This is a genomic window from Cupriavidus sp. GW823-FHT06D04, assembly GCF_058795055.1.
Map to the genome: position 1 here is coordinate 21711 of NZ_JBXAHL010000016.1, position 26953 is coordinate 48663.

Annotated in this window: 16 protein-coding genes and 1 pseudogene; 8 read left to right on the plus strand and 9 right to left on the minus strand. The window is 61.3% G+C overall.

Going from position 1 to position 26953, the window contains the following annotated elements:
- The first annotated feature begins 713 nt into the window (after positions 1–713).
- The 4 genes and pseudogenes from AC1Q7H_RS20160 to AC1Q7H_RS20175 all read left to right on the plus strand — a co-directional run bounded on the left by AC1Q7H_RS20160 (position 714) and on the right by AC1Q7H_RS20175 (position 10325).
- Entirely contained in the window at positions 714–5324 is a 4611-nt protein-coding gene (locus AC1Q7H_RS20160; RefSeq protein WP_492381640.1) for a hypothetical protein, read from the plus strand.
- 22 nt (positions 5325–5346) lie between these two features.
- Entirely contained in the window at positions 5347–8835 is a 3489-nt protein-coding gene (locus AC1Q7H_RS20165) for a hypothetical protein (protein WP_492381641.1), read from the plus strand.
- A gap of 212 nt (positions 8836–9047) precedes the next feature.
- A pseudogene (locus AC1Q7H_RS20170) lies at positions 9048–9607 on the plus strand (plasmid pRiA4b ORF-3 family protein).
- Between the two features lie 406 nt (positions 9608–10013).
- Positions 10014–10325 (plus strand): H-NS histone family protein, encoded by a 312-nt coding sequence (locus tag AC1Q7H_RS20175; RefSeq protein ID WP_492381642.1) that lies wholly within the window; start codon positions 10014–10016, stop codon positions 10323–10325.
- 27 nt (positions 10326–10352) lie between these two features.
- Here the strand turns inward: AC1Q7H_RS20175 and AC1Q7H_RS20180 are convergent, their stop codons facing one another.
- Positions 10353–11411: a DMT family transporter gene (locus AC1Q7H_RS20180; protein WP_492381643.1), complete on the minus strand. Its 1059-nt coding sequence runs from the start codon at positions 11409–11411 to the stop codon at positions 10353–10355.
- 501 nt (positions 11412–11912) lie between these two features.
- Here AC1Q7H_RS20180 and AC1Q7H_RS20185 point away from each other — a divergent pair.
- The 3 genes from AC1Q7H_RS20185 to bamE all read left to right on the plus strand — a co-directional run bounded on the left by AC1Q7H_RS20185 (position 11913) and on the right by bamE (position 13782).
- The gene (locus AC1Q7H_RS20185) at positions 11913–12446 is read left to right on the plus strand and encodes a hypothetical protein (protein WP_116324078.1); all 534 of its coding nucleotides are present in this window, start codon (positions 11913–11915) and stop codon (positions 12444–12446) included.
- A 2-nt stretch (positions 12447–12448) separates the two neighbouring features.
- Positions 12449–12886, plus strand: coding sequence for a single-stranded DNA-binding protein (locus AC1Q7H_RS20190; protein WP_492381644.1), 438 nt, complete (start codon positions 12449–12451; stop codon positions 12884–12886).
- Positions 12887–13434: 548 nt separating this feature from the next.
- Entirely contained in the window at positions 13435–13782 is a 348-nt protein-coding gene (gene bamE / locus AC1Q7H_RS20195) for an outer membrane protein assembly factor BamE domain-containing protein (protein ID WP_158577690.1), read from the plus strand.
- A gap of 94 nt (positions 13783–13876) precedes the next feature.
- On the opposite strand, the gene AC1Q7H_RS20200 is transcribed toward bamE, so the two are convergent.
- Positions 13877–14776, minus strand: coding sequence for a DNA-binding protein (locus AC1Q7H_RS20200; protein WP_116321368.1), 900 nt, complete (start codon positions 14774–14776; stop codon positions 13877–13879).
- Positions 14777–15586: 810 nt separating this feature from the next.
- On the opposite strand from AC1Q7H_RS20200, the gene AC1Q7H_RS20205 reads away from it, so the two are divergent.
- Positions 15587–16141 (plus strand): hypothetical protein, encoded by a 555-nt coding sequence (locus AC1Q7H_RS20205; RefSeq protein WP_116321366.1) that lies wholly within the window; start codon positions 15587–15589, stop codon positions 16139–16141.
- Between the two features lie 408 nt (positions 16142–16549).
- Here the strand turns inward: AC1Q7H_RS20205 and AC1Q7H_RS20210 are convergent, their stop codons facing one another.
- The 7 genes from AC1Q7H_RS20210 to AC1Q7H_RS20240 form a co-directional block, all read right to left on the minus strand.
- Positions 16550–17047, minus strand: coding sequence for a hypothetical protein (locus AC1Q7H_RS20210; protein ID WP_147316244.1), 498 nt, complete (start codon positions 17045–17047; stop codon positions 16550–16552).
- A gap of 8 nt (positions 17048–17055) precedes the next feature.
- A complete protein-coding gene (gene traW, locus AC1Q7H_RS20215) occupies positions 17056–18270 on the minus strand; it encodes a conjugal transfer protein TraW (RefSeq protein WP_116321363.1) in 1215 nt (404 codons plus the stop codon).
- Entirely contained in the window at positions 18267–18689 is a 423-nt protein-coding gene (locus AC1Q7H_RS20220; protein WP_271816411.1) for a hypothetical protein, read from the minus strand. Before AC1Q7H_RS20220 ends, traW begins: the two co-directional genes overlap by 4 nt.
- A gap of 92 nt (positions 18690–18781) precedes the next feature.
- On the minus strand, positions 18782–19273 hold the full coding sequence (locus AC1Q7H_RS20225) for a hypothetical protein (protein WP_116321361.1): 492 nt from the start codon (positions 19271–19273) through the stop codon (positions 18782–18784).
- A gap of 14 nt (positions 19274–19287) precedes the next feature.
- The gene (locus AC1Q7H_RS20230; protein ID WP_116321360.1) at positions 19288–19698 is read right to left on the minus strand and encodes a type IV secretion IcmS family protein; all 411 of its coding nucleotides are present in this window, start codon (positions 19696–19698) and stop codon (positions 19288–19290) included.
- A 432-nt stretch (positions 19699–20130) separates the two neighbouring features.
- The gene (locus AC1Q7H_RS20235) at positions 20131–20325 is read right to left on the minus strand and encodes a hypothetical protein (RefSeq protein ID WP_116321359.1); all 195 of its coding nucleotides are present in this window, start codon (positions 20323–20325) and stop codon (positions 20131–20133) included.
- Positions 20326–20332: 7 nt separating this feature from the next.
- Entirely contained in the window at positions 20333–26953 is a 6621-nt protein-coding gene (locus AC1Q7H_RS20240) for an LPD1 domain-containing protein (protein ID WP_492381645.1), read from the minus strand.

The window sequence follows — 26953 nt, forward strand, 5'->3', positions numbered from 1 at the left end:
GACATTTTCTTTTCGGGGCTTCGCTTTGCTGTCGAGTATATCGAGTGTTGGCTGCTCTCGCAGGCTACGCGGCATCCGAACCAAGCGGCGATCCTGCGTGAGTCGCCGCGACGCAAGCGCTCGCTGCCCTCGCGCGCCCGCTTGGAGGGAGGCATGCCATCGCGCAACACGACGCTCTCGCCATCGGGCCAGTCCTGGGAGAGATCAAGTTTGCCGGCTACCAGCATGCGAGCTTACTTGATTTCTGCATGTGAGTTGGTCTCAATGATCAACGAGTTCTTCGACGCAGCTTCAAGGCGCCTCGGCGAACCTGAACCGGTAGACGTCCCCCTTCATTGCGAGCTCGCTAATCCCAGACGGTCGGCGGGGCAATGGACATTAGTTCGACTCACGGTGGCCGGTGCCAACGGTGTCGGTGCGCGCAATGCGGCGGACACTCCGACCACCTCAGGCGCCGGTTGTGCTGGGCCGCAATCCTGTCGCAATAGCGCTCCTGCTGTGCCAGATCGAGGCGTCGCGTGGCGAATACGCCGCGAGCGGAGGCTCTGGTTGGCCCGAGGCCCCGGTCCTTCGCTACGTGAACCGATTGAGTCAAATTGCACGCCTTCTTGGCGATTCCATAGATCGATGTGCTCGGTGGAATGGATGACCTCCCGCCTTGTTCCTCGACGAGAGCATGACGCTGTTGTTTGCTGCCATAAAGGATTCCTGAAATGAATTCCGATAATACGCTCGACATCGTTCAGGCCCTTGGTGGCAACACGCCTGGCTCGTCCGATCTTTCGAAAGGTGAAGCGGCACAGCGGCTTGATCTTGCATCTGCCGAAGCGTTGCTCGACTTTGTCACTGGCGATCCATTCGCGGAACTGGACCCGGCAGGCCTCGACGAGACGACACGCTCGCTCGTCCGCGAAATCTCGACTGAGTTGCATAGAGCCGGCGCCGCGGCGGCGAGCGCGCGCGAGGCACCAATCGAGGTCGGTGACAAGTTGGTGGCATTGCGTCGACTCCCGCTACATACCACTCGTCTTGATGGCGCTATGCCGCCGTGGAGTGCGGGCATGGCGGCAGAGCACCATATCGGTCCGCTCTCGGACCGCACGGGTCGCCTCTTTTGGATCGACGTCTTCCGTCGTGTCCGCCAGTACCGCTTCGTCCGAAGCGCTGGCGCGCCACCCTTTCTAACACTGCCAATTGTGCAGTTCGGCCTTGCACCGCAAGCAGGGACGTTTCGAGCCGGCGCGACGTTCGACGTTGCTGCCGGTAGCCTTTGGCTTGCCACCAATCTCTTCGCTGCAACGCCGACGAACACCTACTCAGGGATTCGCATTTCAGGGGGTAGCATACGCTTCACCGCGGACGTCACCTTTGGGGACGAAGAGGCAGTTGTTCCGCTTTCAGTGGGCGTCGACCTGACATTGCATTTCGCTCCGCCAGTCGTGGAAATGCCGGCGCGCGGGAGCGAGTTTGCCGAGACGCAGTTTGAGCCGCCCGAGGGGATTGCGGTTTCGATTCGCGCAGGCGCGGCCACCATCGCCGTTCGAGGTACAGCAAAACTCTCGGTGTGGGGCTCAGAAGTCGAGTTAGCTCCCCATGTAGCAACTCCTCACTACCAAGCCGAACTGAACCGGATAGTCGTGCCAATGAAGCCGGACGTCGACTCTCTTGTAATCAGCCATGTGGCCTCGATGCTCTTCGTTCCTTCCGGCCAAGCGCGAATTCGGGCTGCGGGGTTGGCGCTTCCGGCTGCAGTCATTGCCCCTGAAAATCTGGGCGAAGCAAGTGGTGTCGGAGCGCTAATGCTCGAGATGAACGCAGGCTTGGTCGCCACCTGGCAAGGCGAACGACGTTCGGTTCGACTCGGCGAAACACTGCTGTTGCTTGATGGGACGCGTCTCTCCTTCACCAGTCGCGAAACGCGGGCCGAGAATGATGTGGTGCGCCTGAGGCTGCCTTTCTCCGAGGCGGCGGGGCTCACCTACACACGACTCGACAAGACGTCGGTCCTGTACTTGACGGTGTCCAATGGCGCCGAATGGGTGACCCTATCTGCCGCTGTGGACGTGCGCTTGCCGAAGCCTGTCGACGTGACGGGGGGCTGCCTTGGTTCGCGCCTGCCGCAAGCTCGGCTGGTGATCAGCAGCACTGTCGGCGGCGAACGCACCTTGTTGCTGAGCGGCTTGACCGCCGTGCTCCCACAGGAGCGGCCGGCAGCTTTCGCCCTCACCAACGCCGTGCTGCGCGTAACGCGTCCACGCGCATTCTTGCTCGTAGCTCTGCTGCAAGACGATGCGATAGCTGAAGGGCTAGCACTGACGGCTTACGGCATGCGTGGTCTCCTGCCGTCGCTCCCCGATCCCTACGCCACCAATACGGTTCTGGGGCCGCGCTTCGACGCCAGAAGTCAGGGATACCTGCTCAGCCAATTCGCTTTCCGCAATACAGGTCAGGAATTGCGCTTCGCCCTGCCACCTGACGTTGCGGTGGTTCCTCCTCTGCCTGGTCCTGGCTTCGCAGCGCCAAGTCCTACGATGGACGCGCGCGGATTGATTGCCGCCGGCGAACTTGCCCGAGCCCATGGCGACATCTTCGAGTTCGAAGGGCAGTCCAAGATTATTCTCGTCGATGTTTCAACCAACGCCAGCCGCTTCGGTGTAGCGGTGCGCCCGCCGCGTCGCGATGATAGGCAGGACGCGCCCAGGCAACAACAGGCGTTGCATGCGCCGCAGGTGCAGGGGCTCGATCTTGCTGTCGACGGCCGTATGCTTGTGCTGCTCACGCTGCCGTCCGTCCAATGGGAGCCTGTTCGCGCGGTGCCAGGGCCAGAGCCTTTCCCAGATGAAGTGCGCTTCGCGAACAGCGGCGTACCAACTACGGTCGACGTGCCAAGTGTTGAGCTGATCCCCGTCAACCCGCTCGCTGCTTACGATGCGATTGTCGAGAATTTCGCCCAGAAGAGTCCCCAGGCCTCGAGGGCACGCTTCACGCTGCCTTTTGGCATGCTGGCCAATGCGAGGCTTTCGGCGCCGTCTCCATCAGGCCGCGGAGCGTTGGTGAGCGAAGTGCGGCCTTCCAGCACCGATCTGAAGGGCGCACATCAGCTGCGCATAGTGGCTGCAGATCCGAGATTGCCAAGCGAGGAGACATCGGCGCTGCCCGGCTTTACGGTCCAGCTCTCCGTCGCAAGCCCGACAGATGGCTCTGGCCCGACCAGCATCCTAGGAAGCTCGGTCAACACGATCTTCAATCTCTATCTCGGAGCCGGACAACCCACTGCGCTGGTGCCCGTCACACGCATTGACCTGTCGGGCCACGGGGAGAGCCTGTTTAGTAACTGGGCTAACCCGGACGATCCCGAAACAGGCGTTTCCAAGGCCGAGTTCCAGGTTGTCAATGGCCGCGCTGCCAAAGAGGTTGTGCAGGTCAAAAGCGTTCTACTTCCTTACTTCGTGCCTGTTGTTCGCACCATTACGCTAGAGCGCAAGGGAAATGCAATCTTTACTAGGGAGGACAGTGGATGGGTAGCCGTGCGCGACGGTCTTTACCGCGCCTCTCCGGGGAGCGGTATCGTCACACATCCAGGTGTCGTTCAGCGAGCGACTCAGGTTACCAACATCCATGAGACGGGATCTGCGATTACAGCCGGCGGTGCGATGTTCGTCGCGGCGTATTTCGACACGGATTTGGTCATCGACGGGGCCGCCACGCCGGTGCCTGCGCGCCGGCAACTGGGCTATGTCAAGCTATCGACGCCGGACCTGACTCCTGCCGCCTATGCATCGCTTATCCAATCGGCCGGACCAATGGGAGGACCGATCGATATTGGCATCGCAATCGGGGGAGGGCGGCAACGCATGCGCCTTCATCGCGTTGGCGTCGGAGTGGCCGGCCCGGAATTCGCGATGACGGGGTGGGGTAGCCTCGTCTTTCCCGGTGGAGGAGGCGACTGGTCGGTCCTAGAGGCCCAAGATCCGGCTGAAGCGCCGACGCAGGTCGCCGCAGACCTCGGGATGCCTATCATCCGCCAAGGCGCCGCGGGCACTCCTAGCAGCGCCCCTTGGCGCTTTGCCGATCCCGAGGATTTGTTCGACGTGACAACGCCGTCGCGCGACTACGGCATTCTCCATTCAATGGGTACCCAGCGGGCCTTCTTCCGTCGCCTGCGCGTCGAGGCAACATCGCCCGACCGCATCGTCTCGACGGAGCGACCGGTGATCGCCGATCCGTTGATTCTGGCCACGGCGACAGGGCCGTTCCCACGCCAGGCCGACGCCATTCCCTTCCCTTCGGCCGCGTACGCACTGGAAGTACGTGCCGACGGCAGTTGGCGACTGGATGCGCCAGACACCTTCTCGGTTGGCTTACCACGCCGAACCATCCGCTCTGCAGGCACCGTACTCAGCGACCTCGACTATTCCGGAGCCACCGTTACCTATTCACTCGACACCGCCCAGCCCGTGCCTTGGCGCTTCGCGCTCACGCACGCGCTAAAGATCATGGCGCACACGTCGATGGGTGATCTTATGTCGCTATCGGCCGACGTTGACGCGCAAGCGGGGCGCGCGAGCCGCTTTGCTGATCCGAAGGTGAAGGTCGGGGGGCCGTTCGACATTGTCCAGGACCTGCTGACCATCATGCAAGATCTTGGCATCTCGGCAAAGCCAGACGTCCGCATGACCAACGAGTGGTCGCTTGCCGTGGCACTCAAGGTACCCTTCGTCGACGCAACTGGCGAGGACTTCGAGGTTATTCCAGGGGAGCCAATCCCAACGATCATCTTTTCAGATACCGGGGTCAAGGTTGAAATCAAGGTCGCACCGGTTGCCGATGAGGCTGTCTTTGAGCTCGGCGGCGCACCAATGTTTGCGATCAAGGCGGTGCCTGGACTCTATGCCGTCGCGATTATCAAGTTCACGCTCAGATTGTCGACCGAGAGCGGCACGAGCTATGGATTCCTCATCGGCGTTGGCATCGCATACAAGCTCGACGCCGGGCCATTTGAGCTTAAAGGGCTGTTCGCTATCACCTTCTTCGCGGTGTTCGGCGACACTGTGCTTGGCTACGGCGTCGGTTTCGTGGTCAAGCTCAGCGCCGACATCTCGCCAATCGTGTCGATCGAACTCTCTCTCGAGGGGAAATTCGCGCGACTCATTGCCATGAAGGGAATGCCACAGGAGACCGTCTTCCAGATCGCCAAGCTCGTGTTTGCCATTGAAGTGTCCGTCTTCCTCGTCTTCAGTATCTCGCTCGAAGTTGAGACCAAGAAGGTGGAGGTTACCCGCGGCCCGCTGCTGGAAAGCGATGCTCCGGACGTCCTACCTTAACCACTTGGAATAGGAGTCGCACATGTCACTGCCGATCCGCCTGATGCTCTTCCCGTTCCTGCAACACTACGACGGGACAGACCTGTCCCTGCGGCTGCTCGTAGCGCCGCAGACCGATCCCACCTCGGCGCCAGCCGCCGGCCTCACGCCATTCGTTGTCACCGACTTCGACTTCGAACTGCGCTTTGTTGCAGATCTGTCCCAACTTCCGACATTCGGCTCCCCGGCGACGGTGATCGACCTGGCCTCGCCGGCGCCACCTCACTCGGCAGCCATCTGCGCGGCGCTCAATGCTCAGCTTTCCATCGATACCAGCGTCGGGCCTGTGGACGGTCGCGTCGGAGCACCGCGCATCGTCAAGTATGCGCCGCGGGCCTATCGGCAAGCGACGGGGTACGGTGGCGAAAATCCAGAGTTGCTGGTCGATGACACCTATCGGTGCGCAATTAACGCCCCCGTGCCTTCGGGCACGTCGCTCAAAGTGGAGGCCCCGGTCATGTCATGGGGCAAGGTGCTTGCGCAAGCGCTGCGACAGCCCAGCCTTGCCGAGGCACTTGGCCTCGTTCGCCCGCTCACCGTCACGCCGCCGGCCAGCATTGGCGATGGCGGCTGGCTCTATGTGGCACTGAAATCGGGTAACGCTTGGAGTGGCCTCGTCGGCACACCCGGGGCGGTGCGCTTCTACGCGGCGCGCATTCCGCCGCTCACTGGGCCGCGCTCGCTCTTCACCCCTGTGCTCTTTCCTGTGACCACGTCGGTTGCACTTGGCATCACCTGGGACGACGTCTTCCGGGAGGCGGTCGAATACGATGACGGCTTCGCAAAGGCCGTCTATCTGCGCCAACCTCCGCAGGCCGATCCGATGGCCGAGGACGACGGCGAACGCCCCCCCGAGGAGCGCGGCGTCCAGATCGGCTGGGACGACGAGCAGATCGTCACCTGGTTCAATCGCCAGGTGAGTCTATCTGCCACCTCGCCGGACGCGCCAATGGGAGTGATGGGCTATCGAGTCGACGTACGGGAGGCAGGGGCCGCAGTATGGGAATCGCTTGTGCGGGCATCGACAGAAGTGCAGATTGCAGGCAGCGATCTTAGCAACGCCGAAATCGATTGGCGTGTCGAAGTTGCACCGAATCGGCTGATGGGTGATATGGCCGGTCGCAGTTGGCTCCCCATCTACCTGTGCGCCTGGTCTGGTCCCTCGCTGATCGGCATCGACCAACTCACCGCAGCGTTGCGCGGGGTGACGCCAAGCGCCGGACCTGTGCAGGGGCTAAGCCCCGCAACCGCATTGCTGTATGGACACAACTATGAGTTTCGGGTTCGCTTCACCGATCTCACCGGCGGCGGGCCGGCAGTTGGGGATGAGCAACGAAACGGCGGGCCTCAACCCGTGGCGACGATCGGCTTCCGCCGGCACGTACGCCCAGCCGGGGTTACCATCAGTCCGCAGCTTCCCTTGGACCCGGATCCGCTCAACCCACCGGAGACTCTCGAAGTCACGCGTCCGCTGCTGGCCTTCCCTGCCTGCTTGATGGCGGGGGGCGCGTCGGCAGATCTGCAAGCCGATATCGCAGCAGCAAAAATTGCGAATCGCGCTCCTGGCCTTCCTGATCCGGATGTCGATCAGCTTGAAATCGTCGTCGAAGTCGCCACTCCCGAGCCGGGGGCTGCGACCCGCTATCGCCCGATATATACCGTTACCCGCGCCTATCCCGTCGCTGGACCGCTAACGCTGGACCTGCAGTGGACCGATATCGCCGATGCACGCAATCTCCCGGTCGCAGCCGCGGGTGCACTCCTGTTGCCCACGTCTCGCAATGTGCGCCTACAATTGACGCCGTTGGCGGCCAACAAGCTCGACTATTACGCGGGCGACGACGTGCGTCGCGGCCAGTCACGCGTTGTGGCGCTGCGTGCATCGGCACATGATGAACGCGAGCTACTCGCGCAGGGCGGCGGCTCGTTGATCGAGGCATTCTTTCTTCAGGTTGCAGAACCGGCCTCGACGGCTCTCGTTGTAGCCCAAAGGGCCGCTGGCCTCGGCACGCAAGCTGCCGATGATCCGCTCGGGCGCTTGGCTGCGGCGCTCGACCTCGACCGCAAGGGCACTGCGCTTCGAGCCCGACTAGGCCAGCGGCTCATCATTGGGGCCAGCCCGCTTCTGCGTCATGTGATTGGGCCCGATGGCGCGAGCCTTACCTTCGCCACCGCCAACGAGATGACTCGTCTGTGGCTCGTCGCAGCAGTGATCAAACTGCGCCGCGACTGGAGCTGGGACGGGCTCGACTATATCCGCGTGCAAAGGGACGGTATCGAGGTAGGCCGGATCGCCAGCAGCACTAGTGCTGGCCATGAGGCCCGAGGTGACGAAGAGCGCGACAGCTCGACCCTCTTGTTCCTGGATGCGATCGATCCCAAGCCTGCTCCGGGCGCGCATCCGCGCCCGCTCGAGCTCGACTACGTGATCACGCCCGTGTTCCGTACCGCTCCCGACCAAGTAGATGCGCCGCTGCAATCGCAGATACGCCTTCCGGTTACCACGCCGCCGGCACAAGTGCCCAAGCTCGTCTCCGCTGGTCTCGCGCTATCCCCATATCGCCGCGACCCCGCCTACGCCTGGAGCGAAGAGCGGCAGAAGGCTGTCTGGGTGGAGTTTGACCGGCCACCTGACGATCCTGAAGACCGGTTCTTTGCGCGCGTGTTGGCCAGCGCCCCCGATCCGGTCTTAACCGATCAGGTCGAGGACGTCGCCGACATCCAGGACTTGCCGCTTCCTATCGACCCCGAGCCGATTCGCCGCATCGTGCCGGGGCAGGGCGACGACCGCGCCGGGCAGGCGAGCATGCAGCAGCTGATTTCGACCACAAGCCCGATCCATTTCCTGCTGCCACTGCCACCTGGTCTCACAGCCAGCTCGCCAGAGTTGTTCGGGTTCTTCGCCTATGAATTTCGAGTGGGCCACTTCGGTATCTGGAGCACCGCGCAAGGCTTCGCGGGGCGAGCCCTGCGCGTAGCTGGCATTCAGCACGCACCGCCCCCGCTTGCCTGCGGCGTGACCCGTACTAAGGGCCGTCTAACGATCTCGGCGGCTTTCGCGGATCCGGTCCGCGACGGGCGCTCAGTGAGACCAGCGCCAGCCGTAAGCGAACTCTGGGCGCTTCTCTACGCCCGCGTGCATCAAGCGGACGACGCCGACCGGCGCAACATCCTTATTGGCACGCGGCGCCTGACGCCGCCTCGCTACAAGAAGATCCGGCGGGGCAAGGCGAACTTGGGGTCGCCATTTGGGAGCACTATGGCAGGTGCCGACGGCAAGGCCGAATGGTCGAGCGCCGAGCTCACCTCCAGTCTAACCCTGCTGACACTGGGCCCTGACGCGCCGCTGAGTGCCCTGGTTGTAGAGACATTGCCCGGCGAGCAGCCCTACTCGGATCCTCTGGCGGGACAACTCGGCTATGAGCGCCTTTTGCGTATGTCGCCGCTGACTGAGGTGCCGCCGATTTGCTGACCGGGGCGTCCCTGCGTGCCGTGCACGGCGTGATAGTAGGCCAGTGTGGATGGAGGAGGTGGGCTAGGGGGAGAGGTGACCTGCATTGACGCAGCGATGCCACTGATGATTGTCCGGGCGCGCGACCTGGGGCGTCAGCGGGCGCAAGGCGCCGGCCACGCTTAACAATGACCGCGCCAGGGGGCAACGACCTCGCCGTTTCTGAGAGGCCAATGAGCCACCTAGAATGGGCCCATGGCACCGATCCTCAGCCGGCGATCGTCGTCCTGCAACTCCGAATTGCCCTGCGCGGCTTGAGCCCGCCGGTTTGGCGGCGTGTGCTCATTCCTGAGAGCATCACGCTGGCTCGGCTTCACGGGGTCATTTAGGCAGCCATGGGCTGGACTGACGATCACCTGCACCAGTTCGTCATTCGCGGCAAGCAATATGGTGAGGCCCGCGAAGGCGCTCTGCAATTTTCCACGACGGCGACCGCGCTGACGCTGGGCGCATTCGCTCTGCGCGAACACGAGGCTTTCTCCTACTGTACGACTTCAATGCATGGTGGCAGCACGACATACGCGTCGAGCGACGCGTGCTGAGGGAGGATATCGAGCTGTTGCCGCGTTGTGTGGCGGGATGCAGGGCTTGTCCACCGGAGGATATCGGCGGGGTGGAACGATATCTGGAGCTTGGAGAAACGTGGAACGAATGGGAGTTTATGGAGTGGCTCGAGTACGCGAGCGCGCCATCGAATTGGAACAGCTACGGGATGACGTCGACAAGTGGCTGAATTGGCTGGACCGCCGCTTTGACCGCCAAATGGTCCATGATCGGTTGCAACAGCTGCAGGCGTAGACTGGTCGCCGTAGGATGTTCGCGAGAGGAGGGCGGCCATGCGTATCATTTTGCAAGTCGTTGTGCAGGACGAAGGGGAGACCCCGCCACCATCACCAAGATCGCCAAGTTCGATCCTCATGACCCGAACAAGTCAGCGCAGCATCTTCTACTCACTTATTATCGGTTGTTGCTTCACGTTGATCCCTCTGGCCCAATTTTTCTTGAATTCAAGTGGCATTACATTGAGGCTTTCCTATTGGATTTTGTACCCCTGATGATAGTGTCAAAAGAATTTTGCGTCTAAGATCAATTAGCCATAAACTATCTTCTCACATCCATTGACTGGAAAGGAAACTCGCATGGCATCCTATAAGGAACTCATGTCCAAGAAGCAGGCTCTGGAAGCCCAACTGGAAGAGGTACGCGCTAATGAAGTAGCGGGCGTCATCGAGAAGATTCAGACACTGATGGCTGAGTATGGCTTGACGGTCGAAGACATTTCCAAGCGCCGTCGCGGCCGTCCAGCGGGCAGCGGTGCGAGCAAGCCAAAATCGGAACTTCCCCCTAAGTACCGCGACCCCAAAACCGGAAAGACTTGGTCCGGCCGTGGTCGCCAACCGGCATGGCTCGGTAAGAACCCGAAAAGGTTCCTGATCGCAGAAGAAGCCTAGGTAAGAACGGTATTCATCTCGGCCACTTCAGTGCGAATGTCTGTGATGAATATCCGGATAGTGAGGATGCTTGTGAACTATTGGGGCATGCCTGTGGGCATGCGTGTGCGGCTCCTTCCCGTCCCACGGAAAATCATGCTCATGCTGGTGATGCCCGTCGTGGCGGTGGGCATGGGTGTGTTCCATCGCCTCGTGGATATGCTCATGCTCGTGCCGTTCCCGCAGATGCAGCCATACGCCCAACGCCATCAGCGCTGCGGCAAGCCAGAACAGAACACTGGGTATCTCCGGCCATAACGCGAAAGAAATCGCCACGCCAAACAGTGGTGCCACCGAAAAGTAAGCCCCCGTCCTGGCCGTACCAAGGTGGCGAAGCGCGATCACAAACAGCGCCAAGCTCACGCCATAGCCAACGAATCCGATCAGCAGCGCCGATGCCAGCGGTAGTCCGGCCGACAGCTTGCCGCCGGCTGCCAGTGCGAATCCGGTATTGCATGCACCTGCCACCAAGCCCTTCAGGCACGCGATCAGGACGGCGTCATTCGATGACACCTTGCGGGTAAGGTTGTTGTCGATTGCCCAGCATCCGCAGGCTGCGACGATAAGCAGCGCACCCGGGGACAAGGCAGCGGCCTCTGGTTGCCAGGACAGCAGGATGCCTCCGGCAACGATGGCGATCATGCCGAGCACGATTTGCCGGTCGGCATTCTCTTTGAACACAATCCAGGCGATGAGCGCGGTGAAGACGCCTTCGACGTTCAACAGGAGCGAGGCAGAGGCGGCATTCGTGACGACAAGGCCGGCCATCAGAAGCGCCGGACCAGCAACGCCGCCAGCCAGGATCGCTCCCAACAGCCATGGAATCTCGTGACGTGGGATTGGCGGTTGCGATGGCGGCTGGTTGGCAGCCTTCCGAGCAAGCCTTCTTAGAAGCAGGTATCCACCTAGACCCAGACCGCTCCCCAGATACAACAGGCCCGCTAGCAACAGTGGCGAGACAGAATCCGTCAGGGTTTTGGCCAGCGGCGTACTTGCTCCGAACAGTAGTGCAGCAGCGAGCGCGGGGGCGGCAGAACGAATGGACATGTCAGTCAGTGCGATGGCAACAATTATGTTTCAACAAACGCTGCAAGAAATTTTGCCTCCCGCCGGCAGGTGGCCCAGCAGGATCTTTGAACATAACGGTTGTTATGCGCATTGCATATCGTAGTAGCGATACGTACGCTATACTGGTTCGTACTGGGCAGTCCAGCTGCCGCGCGGACCGGCCATAGGCTCACAACTACTCAGGAAGCGCTAACCATGCGACTCGGCAACGTATGCCGGCACGACTACCAGCCTGGCATCTACGATGGCGCCGCATGGCGCTGCCAATACTGCGGCACGCCACGGCCCCAACAGAACACCATGCAAATCTGTCCGGCAGCCGAGGATGGCGACGACTTCGCCGCCATGTTCTGTGATCAGGCCGGTGAAACCTGTTGCGTCTTAGGTCCTGCTGGTGGGCCGGGGAAATCGTAGCATTCCCTCAAGCGCTGTTTGTCGTGATTTTTACGTATCGTTATATCTATACCAAATGGAAAACATATGAAGAACAAGAGATCCGTAGCGAGTCTGGCCGCCACTATCGCCATGCTGCTGAGTGCAAATGCGTTCGCCGAACAAGGCAATACTGATGCGGGCCAGTCCGATCTCACTTACGAGATCAATTTGCTCGAGAACGGTCGCGTCATTCACGCCACGACCTTGTCTGCGATTCCCGGGAAGTCGTCGTCGTCCAAGTCGGGGCGCGAGATTGGCTACCTGGCCGCCTGCGAGAGCAGCGCCCCGGAGGAGTGGTCCTGCAGCCCGGGGAAGGTATGGGATGGCATCAGCATCAAGGTGAAGCCAGCGCTGGCAGGCAATGGTGATCTGACGACGGAGCTGGAGATCGCAGACAACCAGTTGATCGGCATGGATACGATCACGCACGGCGGCTACCAGGTACAGGCTCCCCGAATGAGCAGCTCGGTTGCAAAGATGAGCATTTCAATGCGGGAAGGACGTACCGTACATCTTCCCTATGGTGCAGATTTGACCGCTTCTCAGCGAGAGATCACCATCATTGCGCGGAAGAGCTGAGCATGAGCCGAGACACTAACAGCGTCAGACTCAAGGGCACCGTCGCCGGCGCGCCGGAAAGCCGCAGTAAGCCCACCGGTGATCGGACCGTTACCCTACGCCTGGCTACCGTCGACCGTGTCCAACGCAATGGCGAGACAACGGAGTTCACAAACTGGCATCGTGTCGTGTGTTTCGGTAACGTCGCGGAGGAAGCTGGCAACCTTGCGCAAAATGACCGTGTCAGCATCGAGGGAAAGCTGCAAACACGCAAGTATGAAATCGACGGCAAGGCGGCCTATATCACCGAGGTTATTGCCTTTGACCTAGACAAACTCGCGTCCAATCCCACACTCAGCGAGCGCGCTATGCCGTCGCGCTCATCTACCAAGCCGGTGCGCAATTCAGTCGCGGCCAATCCGCCTGGCGATGCTGGGCTGGACGAGGGGCCGCCCTTCTAATGCCGGAGACATGATGTCGGCTATGCAGCGGGTACCTATAGCGTACTTCCACATCGTTACCCAAGGTGCCCAGGATCTAGGCTGGGTGGGCTTCTGTGAGCAGCTTGATGAGGCCATGATCCCTGCGCTACTGCACCGCGGTGGCGAGGAAGGGGCGAGGCAGCGGGCCGAGAGAGATCCACCCAAGCCTGTCGGCTTCCACGGCGGCGCGGCATTTGCGCCCCTCTCGTGGATGCTTGGAGGCCTGCGTGACGAAACCTATGTCCCTGTCGTCAGGGCAATGGACCAGGCCGCTCGCTCTGCCTTTGCGGAGAGCAAGCGCGCCCCCACTGTCAAGACGGAGCGGGTCTGAAAGGAATGCTGAAAGGAGGCGGTCATGCTGGCGCTTATTCTTGCCTTGATGCCTTGCGTTAGTCGTCTATCCTATCGTGTCGGCGATCCAAGACTACGCAGATGAGCACATCTAGGGCATGCCCCCCAATGGTGGGAGGACTGAACGTGTCGTCGCACGATTTCAGAACAAGCAAACTTATGCGGGAGAAGTATTCGTGAAGAGATCCATTCTGGCAGTTGCACTGGCTATGTCGGCGGCTCTCGCTGGCTGCACCACGATTGGTTCCAGCAGCACTATCACGGACCAATCCAAGGTCTCCATGATCAAGCCCGGCGTTACGACCACAAAGGATGTGGAGCGCATCTTTGGTCGCCCCAGCAACGTGCAGTACCTGGAGAAAGGCGAGCAGATCTGGTCGTACCAGACCGTCAACACGAACGCCCTGGCATATGTGCCGTTCGTCAACACAATGGGATTAAGCACGAAGGAATCCACGCTGGTCTTGCGCTTCAACGGGAAGGGCGTGGTGAGGGAATTCCAGCAAGGCGAGAACCGCCTGTAAGGAGACCCCAATTGGGGGGGATCGTTGAGGGGTGCACGTAGAACTGCTGCCCTCCCGGAGACGAGATCGCCGCCGCCGCTGCAGAGATGGGACCTCAGGGCTTGCTACCCGCGCGCGGCCTGCTCTGGTCGGCGTCGCCCGTGGCCGCGCTCAGGGCGGTAGGGGGAAGGTGATCCGCAGTTTTGGCCTCGATATGAGAACGCAGCTCTTTCAACTCGGCCTGTGCCCCGGCAGCCAAGCCGACCGCCTCGGTCAGTTTGTCGCGCGTGGCTTGGTGCGCGGCGTGCGACTCAGCCAGCTCCTTGCGTGCTTCACCTTCCCGCTCCTCGGCGCTGCCAAGGCGCGCCTCAGCCCGCTGACGAGCAGTTACCTCTGCAGCGCGCTGAGCCTCGGCGACTGCTGCAGTTTTGTCAGCCGCCACGCGCAAAGCTTGTTCGCTTGCGAGTTGGTCCCGCAGGGCCGCCAATTCGATCTCCAAGCGAGGCACTGCTTCCAAACGCAATTCCGCCTGGGCCAGCGTACGCCGTACGCTGGCCAACTCCTCCTGTTGCCGCGCTGCCTCTTGCTTCAAGCGCTTGATTTCTTCGGCCTGTTCGGCCGCCTTGCCGGCTACCGTGTCGCGCTCAGTTGTGACCTCGAGCAGTTGCTGTGCGAGGTCCTCTCGCTCTGTTTCCAGTGCTTCGCCGTTCGCTGCCATCGCGGCCAATTCGCTCAGTGCTTGCGCTAGGGCGGCTTCGGCTTCAGCAGCCGCTTCCTCCGCGACTTTCGACAACTCGGCCCCCAAGGCGGAAAGTAGCCGCTGATTCGGTTCGCTGAGTTTGCGTGACGTCGGCTTTTGCTGATCCTGCCAAGCCGACCAATGGCGATGGATCGTGTTCATGCTGCCGCTGCCCAATCGTTCGCGCACGGCGGTCAGCGTTGGCTTCAGCTGCTCAGCGACCAGCGTTTCCGCGACCGCAGCCACTTGTTCGTAGGTAATGCCTGGACGTGCCATATCGTAGCGTCCCTTCTGTTTGATATCGTATTTTACTCTTATACGATACGATACGAAACGCCCAGGCTGCCCGCGTCGCCACCCACTCTGGGAATGCCGGTTGCCGGACAGCCGCCGCCGCGTTGCCTTGGGTCACCCGCCTGGCCGGCGAGCGTGAGTGCCCCATCCAAGTCCAGTGCGCGGAGCGCCCCTCTTTCGGTGGCGTAGAGGGTCTGCCTGTAACTGTCGGCGGTGTCGAGTGCGGCGAGCGCCTCGGCCTGTCGGGCGCGATATGGGCCCCTCCTCTCGGTCATCTCGCCCCTGAACGACTGACAAAAGGGGGCGAAATCTGTGCGACCCCTACTTTGGAAACAACCGTATCTTTGGCGTTAGGACAGGGGCTTGACCAGGTGATGGTGGGGATTGATCCTTAGGGCGCGCCAACTGGAAGTATCGTCCTCCATGCGAGGTCAGCGACGGGGAAGCCGCCAAGGTTTGCCCCGTTTTTATTTTTCAGCGTTCCCTTTCATTAAGCGATAGGTTCAGCAGGACGCGCAATGGCCAAACAGGGACAGGTGGGTGGTGCTCAAATAGCTTGCGCAGGTCATGCTGGTGCATTGCATGGCCCACCTGTAGCGCGCGTAACGGCGATGGGACTACTCACGCTGCCAAATCCGAACTTGGCTTTCTTAACAACCAAAATGTGGCTCTTTTGGGTGAGGGAACCTTGCGTGCCATACTCGTAAGGCTCGAACGCGCACAACTGCGATGGCGGACGGAGTGCGCACGATAGTTTGGACTTTCAACGAAACTAGGCCAACGGAGTCTTCTATGACAACACGTCAGTCGGAGTTGTGGATCGTATCGGTAGTGGATCTCAGTGGAGTGCCAAAGTCAGTTGTCAGCCCATCTCGTGATGAGGCTACTAGCCAGTTTCTTCACTTGGCGTACTTGTTCGTTCATGCAACGCCAGATCAGCGGCTTAGGGTCGTCGGGGACGACGAGGATGCGGCCCTTACCGGCATGCACTTGATATGGGATTCGGATGACGGGGGTGCAGTATGTCTCGTAAGCCTTACACGCGCCGCAGTTGTCCGCTCCGCGCCGGGCTGGTCGGCGGCGTACAGGCAGAACCAGACGTTTGCTAGCATCGCAGCCGAGGCCCAAGCTGCGCTGGACGCCACTGCCGGACACCTCGATCCGCGCGAAGTGGATAGGCTGTCGCGCAGCTCCGCCGTCTTTGCTCTTAATCGCCCGCTTGCTCCATTGCTTGTTGCAGGCGACGAACGTGACGTGCCGCCTATCGAACTGGCGCGCGCTAGATCTGTGTGGGAAGAGATGAAGGCGGTTGACCAATACATCGAGATGAAGGCAGTGGTCCGCTAGGCGGCATGTGTCAATAGACGGTGCAGATCAACGCAGCCAGACCACCTACCGAGGCGAGACAGTGGAGTGGTCTGGCTGGTTGACTACATTCTGATCCGCGGGCGCGCGCGGGAGCTCTGCTCTGCCTCTTGCTCGCGTTCCACGGGCTCGCAGGCGTGTACTGGCGTACCACCATAGACTCGAACACCGCGGCACGGGTCGAACTCCGGATCGTCCGGTCCCCGCCCACCAGCATCGACGCTGCAGGTAGCGTAGGTATACATTTCCGCGCAGTCGCGGCGCAGTTGGTCCAGCGATAGTGTGGGGGCGTCCATGACGGGGTCATACCCAACGGTCTCGACATACCAGGTCACGCATTGAGCCTGGCTCATCGTCGTGAAGTCTGGATTGCTCATAGCGTCTGCTCCCTTACATTCTCATGGCTGGCGCGTTCTTAGCCGCGTCTTTCCAGAACACGCTGAGCTTGCTCAGCTTCTCCTGTGCTGTGCGGCAAAAATCGCCGAAGTCGCCAGGTGGATGCGCCTCCAGGCGGTCCACTTCCGTCCGGAGAAGTCCGACCCCCTGCTCGAAATCGCCACGAATGCCCTTCATCACGCCGTTGATCGCGCTGGAGGTATCGTGGCTGATGACACCCGCCGCCTTGGCGGCATCCTGTGTCTCCTGCAGCGCTCGGAAGCTCGCTACGAAGGCCTGAACTAGTGCCTTCACGGACGCGGAAGCCGCACGCTCCCCGGACACCGAGTCATCCACCACTGCGGCGAATGCCTGCGTTGTTGCGGCTATCGACTCGACTGCCATCTGCACGCGCCCGCGGCGAAATGCAGCGAGGGCATCCGCTGGACTGGGCACAGCGCTGTTCGGAGCGCTGGCAATCTGGTTCCCGTTCATGTGTTCGGCAATCGTCATGTTGCTCACTATCTGGCATTTGTGCTCTGCGCCCGCAAAAGCTGGGCCTCGATGGTCGGTCGCATCTCCGTCCGCGTCTGGGCCGCGAGGAGTTGGCCAAGGGCCACGCCTACCTTCTCCATCATTCGCAGATTCTGCAATTGCAACTCGTTGGAGTAGGCCTGCATGAAGATCATTTCTCGCTGCAGCTTCTCCGGGCTCGCTTCCGCCGCCATGGCAACGACCCAGTAGGGATTCCGGAAGCGCCGACCCGACTCGAAGTCCAGCATCTCGGTGAGGCTCATCGAGCCGTTCTTCGCCTGCTTGGAGGCGGTCATGTCGAAATACTTCGCCGCGTGGTCCGCCTTTTTTATCTCCTGAATCAGCTTGTTGCTGCCTGGGAACGGCATTCGCGAAGCGATCAGGTCAAACTGAATCTTTTCCGCGGCACTCATGTTGGCCTGGTACATCTTCTGCAAGGCGATGTAGCTCTTGCCTTGCTCGGTTGCTGCCTCGGCCTTTGTGATGTTCTGGGGCGGATGCGGGTCCAGTGACAGCCGCGCATAGGCCCGCGCAGCCTCTTCCTGCTCCGTCGAGAAAGTAAGTTCGGGGTCCTTGCCAGGCATGCCCGCGCCGGTCAGGATGGATTCGACGTTAGCGTCCGCATCCGGCATGGATGAGCCGCTGCAACCCGGGTAGCCCAGTCGCATTTCCACCGCATTGCAGTATTTCGCTGTGTGAATCGCGTGGGACTGCCTCCGGGCGACCTCCGGGGATGGGATCGGATCATTCAAGGCCTTGTTGAGCACGGGGCTGCTGACCGAGGATCCACCGCCACCGCCTCGACGGTATCCAGAGGACTTGCCGCCAGTCGCGACCGTGGCCTGGCTAGCGTAGTTGCCGCTGGAGTTCGAGCACGGGTCGATTGGAAGCTCAGTTTCGCGCTCGACGCGTTCCTTCTCGGCTCGCCGCTGCGTCTCGATCTGGATCTCGCGCTGCTGATTCGCGGACTGCACAACAGCGTCTGAGATCTTGGAGCCAACGTTTGCCACGTTGGTACTGAGCATATTGATTGCGTTGGTCAGGGTCCCGGCGAGCGAACTGGTCGAGGTATTGATCGTTGTGGTGATCAACGCACCGGCGTACTGGACCGCCCCTACAACGCATGAATCGCACACAGCGTAAGCCGACGGCGAGGTCATCGCCGCGGCAGCGGCGCCGAGGGCGAAGAGCTTTCGTTTCACTGGAAGAACCTCCTGAGCGAGTCGACCAAACCGCCTGCGCTACCGGAGGATGACGAGCTGCTTTGGCCGGCGATCCCGCCACCGTTGATGACGCCTGGCAGATTGTTCCCGATGCCACCGGGCAAGGAATTGGTCGCACCCTTGATCGCATCGTTCGCGGTATTGCGCGCTGCCTGGACCGCGGCGTCGTAGTTCTGTTGCGCCTTCTTGGTCAGCCCCTCGCAGGCCTGCTGTTTCACCCGCCTGAAAGCCTCCTGCAGGATCATGGTCGACGGCAACTGGGTCGGGTAGCTGGGGAAGTTGTCCAAGCACATCTTCATCAGGTCGTTGGCCTTCTGCAGGACTTCGAAGCGTGTGTCGATATCGTTCATGCGACGATCTCGCTCTTCCTGGCGCTTCTGCTCCATGGCTGCGGACATGTCGCAGCCCTGCTGCGCTGCGTTTGCATGGGGGCTCAGGACTGCGGCTAGCAAAGCTACCGTCACGCACTGGGTGCGTAGTGTCATCCTTCTCATGCCTTCCCCAGACGCAGGGCGCTCCCTGACGAATGTGTGTCGGTTGGCTTGTGGGCCATGCCCTCCACCTTTGTCTCAAGCACAGCCACCTTCCGCTCAAGCTGCAGCACAAACATGGCGTTGCGAAGGTTCGGCGCACCGGCCTCCGTTGCCACCCACGCAAAGGCTTTGAGCAGCTGCCTGTCAGCTGCGCTGTCGGTGGTCTCGTGCAGGTCATAGCAAGGATCGGCAAGCCAAACCTCAACGGCCTGCCTGTGGCGGTACACCGCGCCCTCGATGGCGTGCACGTTCATTTCCGCCTTGCCGCGACGTTCAACGGCCTCGATCAGTGCGTGGACGCTGAGTTGTGTCTCCATCCCTACCGCACCGAAGCGCGTTGCCTGCGCATGCGCGTCGGCTACCAGCGCCATCTCACTGGGAGCAAGCTCGACGCCAAATGCGTCAGCCAGGCTCCGGACGCGAGCCAAATTCGGTTCATTGTGTGCCATTGCCTCTCCCGGTCCTAGATCACTGACGGCTGCCAACTCGCCCGACCTCGCTGTTCCGCAGGCAACCAGGCGTACTCGAACATGGGGTACAACTCCACGGTTTTCCCCCGCTCAGGAGAAAAGATCAGCTCCGAAGCCCGAGATAGCAGGAGAATCACGGGTTGTGCATTCTCGTCCTCCAACTCGACGCGCCGGCCCAAGAGACTCTGCTCCGACGCCGAATATCGGGCGCGGAGGGGCGCACCGAAGATGCGCTCGCTCAGCACGCTTGCGACGTCAACAACCATCGGCAGGAAGCCGCCATGGTGGAAAACCTCATCGTGGCCAAAGTCTTGTCCGTTCAGGACGAAGGAGCAGCCCAAAGCCCGCTCGTAATAGACGGCGAGCGCACGGGGATGCTCCACAGGAATCCGGAAAGCGTCCATATTATTATGTACCGTTGTAGTGATACGTATTTTACAGCCTAACGCGGACGAACGCGTACTGCCACAGTGCAGTGGTCTTTTACCGTCCCGTCCCGGTGTTCCGATTCCCGCGGCCCCAACTCTTCCCGCCTGGCGAGTTGTCGCAGCCTCTCCATCAACCCTTTGGGATCCGAGAGCAAAGCTCCCGAGACGACTCGCGGATCTACACCCAAGGCATCGCAGCAAAGGGGGAATGGTATCGTCGCCGCATGACCGCCTCTATCAGCGATCCAACGCTTCGCGGACTCGTGGTTCAACCTGACCTCATGTGCGCCGCGTGCTTGGTCGTTGTACGCCGGCAATGGCCGCGCAAGATCTGCAGCTGCCAGTTCCAGCATCTCAATGGCCAGATGCTTGAAGATCGATCCACCGGCAAGTCGCTTCTCGTCCGCCTCAAGCACAGCTTGCGACATTGCTTCTCCCCTCCCGGAGTTTGCGCAGGATGCGGTCCCGCATCTCGGCTGCCGGCTCTCCGTCAGCTACTGGTGCAGGGGCCGTGGCCGACATATATCGGCCTTTGAAATAGTCCCACTCTTCGGGCGACAGGTATTCCTGGGCCGCGCTCAGGAACCGGATCAGCATTGTCATCTCGCTCCTACGCGGCCTTTGGCCGCAGTGTTTGACTGGCCAGTGGCGCCATCTCGAACTTTGTACGTGCGACGTCGAGGAAGTCCTTCATAGCGGTGTTGATCGTCACTCGATCCCTACCGGTGGGATACGCTGAATGTGGCCGCATGTCATGCGCGGATTCCTCCGTGCCGTGAACAAGATAGTCCTCCCGCCAGCCATTTGCCTCGACCTGGTCCTGAACGTAGCTTTCGAAGGCGCGAGCCGTCAGCTCTCGCATCTGTGACCAGTACGGCTGCGCCTTCTTCTTGTCGAAGTGCTGGGCACTGACGGCGTACTGCGTATAGGCGCGATTCTGCGCATAGGCACACTCCCGGCGCAGCGCATCATCGCTGCAAAGCGCGTAGGCCTGAATGTAGCCACGGATATGCTTGCCTAGCACCATCAGGCGAATGTCATGGTCCGCTTTCGCCTTGCCGGTAAGTCCCACCACCGGAAGCTCTCGCAAAGCTTCCTGCAGCGGATGCTTCGTCCAAACGCACTTTCGCGCGTCCGGATCGTTGGCTTCAAGCCGTAGCTGGTCGAGATACTTCCGGGAAGTCTGTTTAACGATCTCCATTGACGCACCAGGCTGCGCGGCCAGGAGGATATTCTCCAGCGAGGTAAGCAGCGCACGCTCCTCTTTCGCCAGGTCATTTTGCACGGCGCGAAGGACTTCCTCGTCAGACCACGCCCGGGTGCTGATCGAATCGACCAGCTTCAGTAGGGGGCGCATCTCTTCCATGTCCGCGGGCAGCTTGTTCCAGTTCGCGTAGATCGCTGTCTTGAAGTCACCCCGTCGCCGGCCACGCTGCACGGCGAGGAACAATTCAGATGCGAAGTATGTGTTCGTGAGCGTTGGCGCCATGGGCGCACGCTTCTCAGACGCCTCCGCCTTCAGCTTCTCGCCCACATAATCATCAAACGCGTGCCACCATTCATGCGCCAGCGCGCCGGCCCCGCGAAGTCGCGTGAGGTTGATGACCTTTCGAGCGCACTCGTAGTGCGCAAGGGCCCGCCCGACGCCGCGCGATCCGAACGCCAGAGCCAGGGTGCCGTCAAGGCTTAGGGCCTGCTCTTTCACATCAAGCACGCGCGCCAGGGTACACAAGGCATCGTAGGCGCGGTTCAGGACGTCTTGTCGTTCGGTATCCGGCAGCCAGTTTCCGAATTCGCAAGCACGGAAGCCGAAATCATTCAGTAGGTCATCGGGCGCGATATTGCGACCACGGCGCTCATCGGGCAGTCCGTCGCGGATCACCTTTGCGAGGTGCGGACGCGCCAGTGCCTGCTTGTCTGCATCCCCGCTCTCTCGGTTTTCCATGGTCTGCTTGCGCTTTTCCGCGGTCTGCTGCCGTTGGGCCTCCAGAAAGTCGTAGAACCCTTCCGAATCCATATCTCGCGGACGCTGCCACTCGTCGCCGATCTTGAACTGCTTCGAGTGATACGGATAGGCGGCTGCCCTGTATCCGTCCTCAGCATCGAACAGGTAGCGGTTGACGAACCTAAAGCCACTGCGCGAAGCGGCATAGATCATCTCGCCATACTCGGTCGGCATAGAGCGCGAGGTCCCATGGGGCCGCTCCTCTCGCACCAGAAGACCAGCACTAACCAGGCCATCCTCGAATGCGGAGAGATCGTCCTTCGTCTTGATCCTGACCGAAAGATCCTGGAGCTTTCGCGCCATGTCTACATAGATCTCGACATGGTCAAGTTGCTTGGGGGCGGCGGGAAACTCGCGGCGCATCGTCTGGACGAAGAGCGCGACTCTGGCATCGACGCCGCTCTCGCGATAATCGGCTAGTGATCGTGACGGCCACACGTTGTCTTTCGTGACCAGCTCCAGCTTCTCCCGGTCGTTCATGTCGGCCAGATCTTCAACTCGCAAGGCGGAGCTGTAGAAGTCCTTGCGGGCTCCCCCGATCTTCTCCCCAGCATCTTCGATGCGTTCTCGCGCCGCGTCAGGATTCTTGGCCGAACGTCGGCGGCGGACCGGTTGCTCCTCGGTGAGCGCGTCGTCTGAGGCTTCCCGGTCCTGTGCTGCGACGGCAGCACTCTTCTCGCTCTCAATGGCGGCTTGCGCTTCCTTCCAAAGGCTTGCAAGCGGAAACTGATGACCCAATGGCGCATCGACCATCAGGTGCTTTGCCCGAACACCGGCCCCTGCGCCGGCCCATGTCTGGAACGAGTGCCCCTTGTAAATTCCAGGCATTACCGACTCTGGGACGGCGAGCCTTTCATGCCTCATGAGAAAGGCGACGTAAGCCACCGCCGCTGCCCGCGCTTCGTCTTCGCTCAGCCGGTGGCCACCGTCCTCCGCGCCCGCATCTGACTCGAAACCAGCGTAGGCGAGCAGCCGCTCAAACTCGCCGGCTTGCAGGCGCGTATCGGTCCGGATGAACTCAAACAGCCCAGCCGTTTCCAGAGTTCCCTGCTCGCGGAAGTGGTCGAGGTCGTTGCGGTAGATGTCATACTGGTCGGTCCCGCGGAAGCGGATCTCGACGCACCAGTCATCGCCGGACTGCACGACCTGGTAGTGATTGTCTAAGTCGACACCTCTGTACGCCGCCGCCAGCGTGTTGGCGAGTGCCTCGCTGGAGACAAGCGTGTCAGGCACGCTTGTCCAATGGCCGCACCGATAGCGCTCATTCTCCTCCAGGTCTGCGGTTCGCTCGCGCCAGAGCGCGGCCTTCGGCTCGCTAGCGAGCAGGACGCTCACCAAGCCGGCAAACGCCGCCGGGTGCTCGTCCCAGATCCTGACCAGCTCGGCGTAGTCCTCCACGCTCGCCTTGTCTGTCTGAAACAGCGACACAGCGGCTTCCAGAACCAGTTTGGCGCGCTGCTCCATCACTGCAGCGTCTGGCGTTTCGCCCGACACCTGCGACGCAGCAGACGCCTGCCATTCCGGATCGGTCGCGAGTTTGTACTTGATCGCGCCGAACATCTCAGCCCAGTGGGTGATGCGCTCGGCCTCGCTCCCGGCATCCCCAGCCAGCTGGGAGTCCGGTTGAGGCGCCGCCTCATGGGCCAGGGCCCGCGAGCGTTCTGCCTCTTGATTCGCCATCGCGATCTTGTGCTGCGCGAAGAGGTAGTTGCCCAGCTGTCGCACCCGGTCGGGAGACAAGCCGCTGACCGCGCTGTAGTGCTCCGGCTGACCAAGCCACGCGGCGGCTGCGGACTTGGCCAACTCTGGCTTCTCACGGGCATACTGCGACAAGAAGAAATCGGCATTGGCGACGGCGTCAGTGAGGCCCCGGAATCCGGAGTGCTCACTGCGGCGGATACTGGCGACTTCGAGAAGCACGTCGACACGCTGACGCTCGGCCTCGGCGTTACCTTGCAAGGCAGCCAGGAGAACGCCACGGGTCAGCTTCCCCTCTACAGAGCAAACCTGCTTTCCGCGGAACAGCACCTTCCTGAATCGACCGTCCGCTTCCACCGAAAAGCCGGCATCGGCGAACGAAGCGGCCGCCTGAGCTGCCTCCACAGCAGCATCGAGATCCTCCGTCGTAGTGCCCGCAGCATCACGCACGTCAGCTTCCCGCTCTTTGGCACGCTGCGCCTGTGCGAGGTCTGCTTGGATTGCCGCCTGGCTTAACACCTTCTCAATGCGCGCGGCCCGCCCGTCTGCAGGCGCATCCTTCGTGAGGATCTTGCTGCGCAGGATATTCGCATCAGCCGATACCTCGATGTCGGCATCCACGCCGGCCTCAACGATCTGCTGCAGCCGCGGCGCAAGGCGGCTGTCGGCCAACGCGCCCAGAATATGAACCGCTTTGGGCTTGCTCTCGCGCAGGAATGCGACGAACTCGTCTGGCGTAATCGCGGCAGCGTTCGACGGAATCCCGACGATGAAGCGGTCGCTCCCAAGAATCTCGACCACTCTCGCGTAGGCTTCGGAGAGCGACATATCGCCACGCTGCAGCGGCACGACTGGCCGCGACACCTGGAACTCGGTCTCGACCTTGATCCAGTCCCGATACTGGTTCACCAGGTCGAGGGATGCAGCTTGATCGCCCACCACATCCGGCATCACCAACATGGGAGGCGTGATCTTTTCCTCCGAAGGGTTGGCTTCGGCAATGTACCGTTGCAGTTGCTCGTACTTCTTGAGCACCGCATCGAAATCCATCGGTCGCACATCCCCGCTCTTGAGGCCTCGCTTGAAGAGACCGAACGCACCGGAGTCAACGAAGACTTGCGCTCGCATGTTCACGATACGATCCGCAAGCTCGCGCATGGCGACGTCGGACAGCTCGCCAATGTCGACACCAACGCCATGCTCAGCGCGGGCTGCAGGGTGGAAGTCCTTGGCGCGCGACATGCCGGACGCAAACCGGCTCACGCGCTCTTGCAATGCCGTGACGCGCCGGCTTACTCGCTCTTGCAATACCTTGGCGCGCCAATCCTGCTCGCCAGCCTCCTCCGCCTCTGCATCATCCTCTGTCGCGGGCGCCTCCATGGCGCGGCGGACAAAATCGCCCACTTGGCGCGTGGCCTCAGCTGAGTACGGGCCTTCCCACTCCTCGACCCATTCTTCCCACGCCAGCCTGCGTACTTGGATCGTAGTGCTATTGGCGTCCAGCTCGGCGTGGACTTCGTGTCCACTGCCGAGATCCACTGACCAGCTGCGCGGGTTCAGCCCATCCATTTCAAGGCCAAGGGAGCGCATGGCTATCGCAAATTGACGCAGCCGCGCCGCCTTTGCATCGTCATCCAGCTGGTCGTCTGTATCCGCCTCGCGCGACCACTGCGTCAAGACGCTCTCCGCGTCTGCTAGGTCATCGTGCTTGCTGTACTCGTAGTCGCCGTCCTTCAGGCGGGAGACCGTGAACACACTGGTGGTGCCCGGACCCGCGTGCGCGGACAGAGAGAGTCGATCACTGCGGCTGGGGTGTTCCCAGTCGCAGCCGACTTCCCCGGATGGCATCAGGCCGGCAGCCTTGGCGACCTGGTCGGCTGCTGCAATGCGTGCCTTCGCCCTCTCGGTAGGATCGCCGATAGCCTCGAACTCCGCCCGGGCCTGCGCTTTAATGGCCTCGTCAGCCTGCCCCGGAGTATCGTAGGTTCCACTCGCATACTCGCCGCCGAAGAAGCGGACCACGGAGTATTTTGTCTTGCCGCTATGCAACGGGCTATAGACTCGTAGTTCGACGTAGGTGTCATCACTACGACTCCCCTTCTCCCACGAGGAGCCATCGCTGTACTCCGGCTTCTGCATGCCGTTCGCCTGGCCGATGGCCTTCGCGGTGGCCAGCCGCTCTTGGTAATGCGCGTCGCGCGCTGCGTTTCGAACCTGATTCAGCTTCGTGCCGACACGGTGCAGGATTCCTGTGGTCGGATGATCCTCGCGCGTGCCGCGCGGCGGCTGGAGTTGCTCAATCAGCCGCTTCGCGGCAACAAGGACTGACTCCTTCGCTTCGGAGGTAATGACATCGACCTTGCTTGCTAGCGCTTGGACATGACTTTGCAACTGCTCGTGCCGCTTTGTAGAAGCGGCTCGTCGGTCGAGCGTTCGCCAACCCTTCACCCATTCCCCGAGCGTTGCCCATTGTAGGTTGGTCCCCGGTGTCTTGTTCTCGTGGGTCCGATCGCTCGCCTTTGCACGGAACGCCTCGTTCTCGGCGACTCGCGTGCGGAACTCGTCAGCAGTGACGGATTTGGTCCGCTCGCCCATCTGATCTCGGTTCACCGTGACATACACGATGAACGGGTTGTCGGTGGGAACATCATGCTTGACCCGCCACGCGTTCTCGCCATTCTCGTCAACCAGGACGTCACCCTTACTGGCGACGAGTTCGCGCCCGGAACGCTGTCTGGCTTCTGCTTCGGCCTGGACCTGTGCCTCCGCTTCTCTGGCGGCTACGGTCAACGCCAAGACCTGGTCAAGCTCATCGTTGATCAGACTTCGCTGGTAGTTCAGCGACCCCCTCAGCGCGAAGAGCGCCTTGCCTTGGAAGGCGATAAGGATGTCGTAGTCCGAGATGGCGTCGAGACCCCGGGTCTGCAACTCATCGTAGCGGTCGGCCAGAGCTTGCAGTGTCTGGCGCTTCTGGCCGAGGAGCTGCTGCAGGGCTTCCCCTCTTGCCTCCGCATCTTCCGGCAGCGTAAGTCCGGCCAGCGCTCTCTCGAGTACCTCGTCGGTGTGGCTTCGCGTCTGGGCGAGCAGAGCCCCGCTACTTGGGAAATCCGCAAGCACGCCGGCAATTTGTTCTGGCGTTGCCTCGTCGCGGGCGCGGCGTGCCTGCTCGTCACGACTGGGATGGTTTCCTGCGTCCGCGGCCTTCGCTATCAGGTCGTCCAGCTGGAAGTCGGCGTTTGCAAGGTCCAGATCCTCGTAACCCACGAGGAAGGTTGTGGTGTCAAACTCGCGAACGTCGCGAGCGGGGTCGAAACCCGGAAACCACTTTCGCAGGTCGCTCGTCTTGAACGAGGGGACGCTTCCGAGCCACACATTGTCCTGCAGCTTTGTGAAGCCGAACTGCGAAAGATCGCTCCGGATGTAGTTGCGCACTGCCAGGCGATGTCCGCCGTCCGGTGGGCATCCGGTTGCAATGAGCATTTCTGCGCCATCGTAGCGCGAAAGATCGACCCAGCGACGCACGGCCAT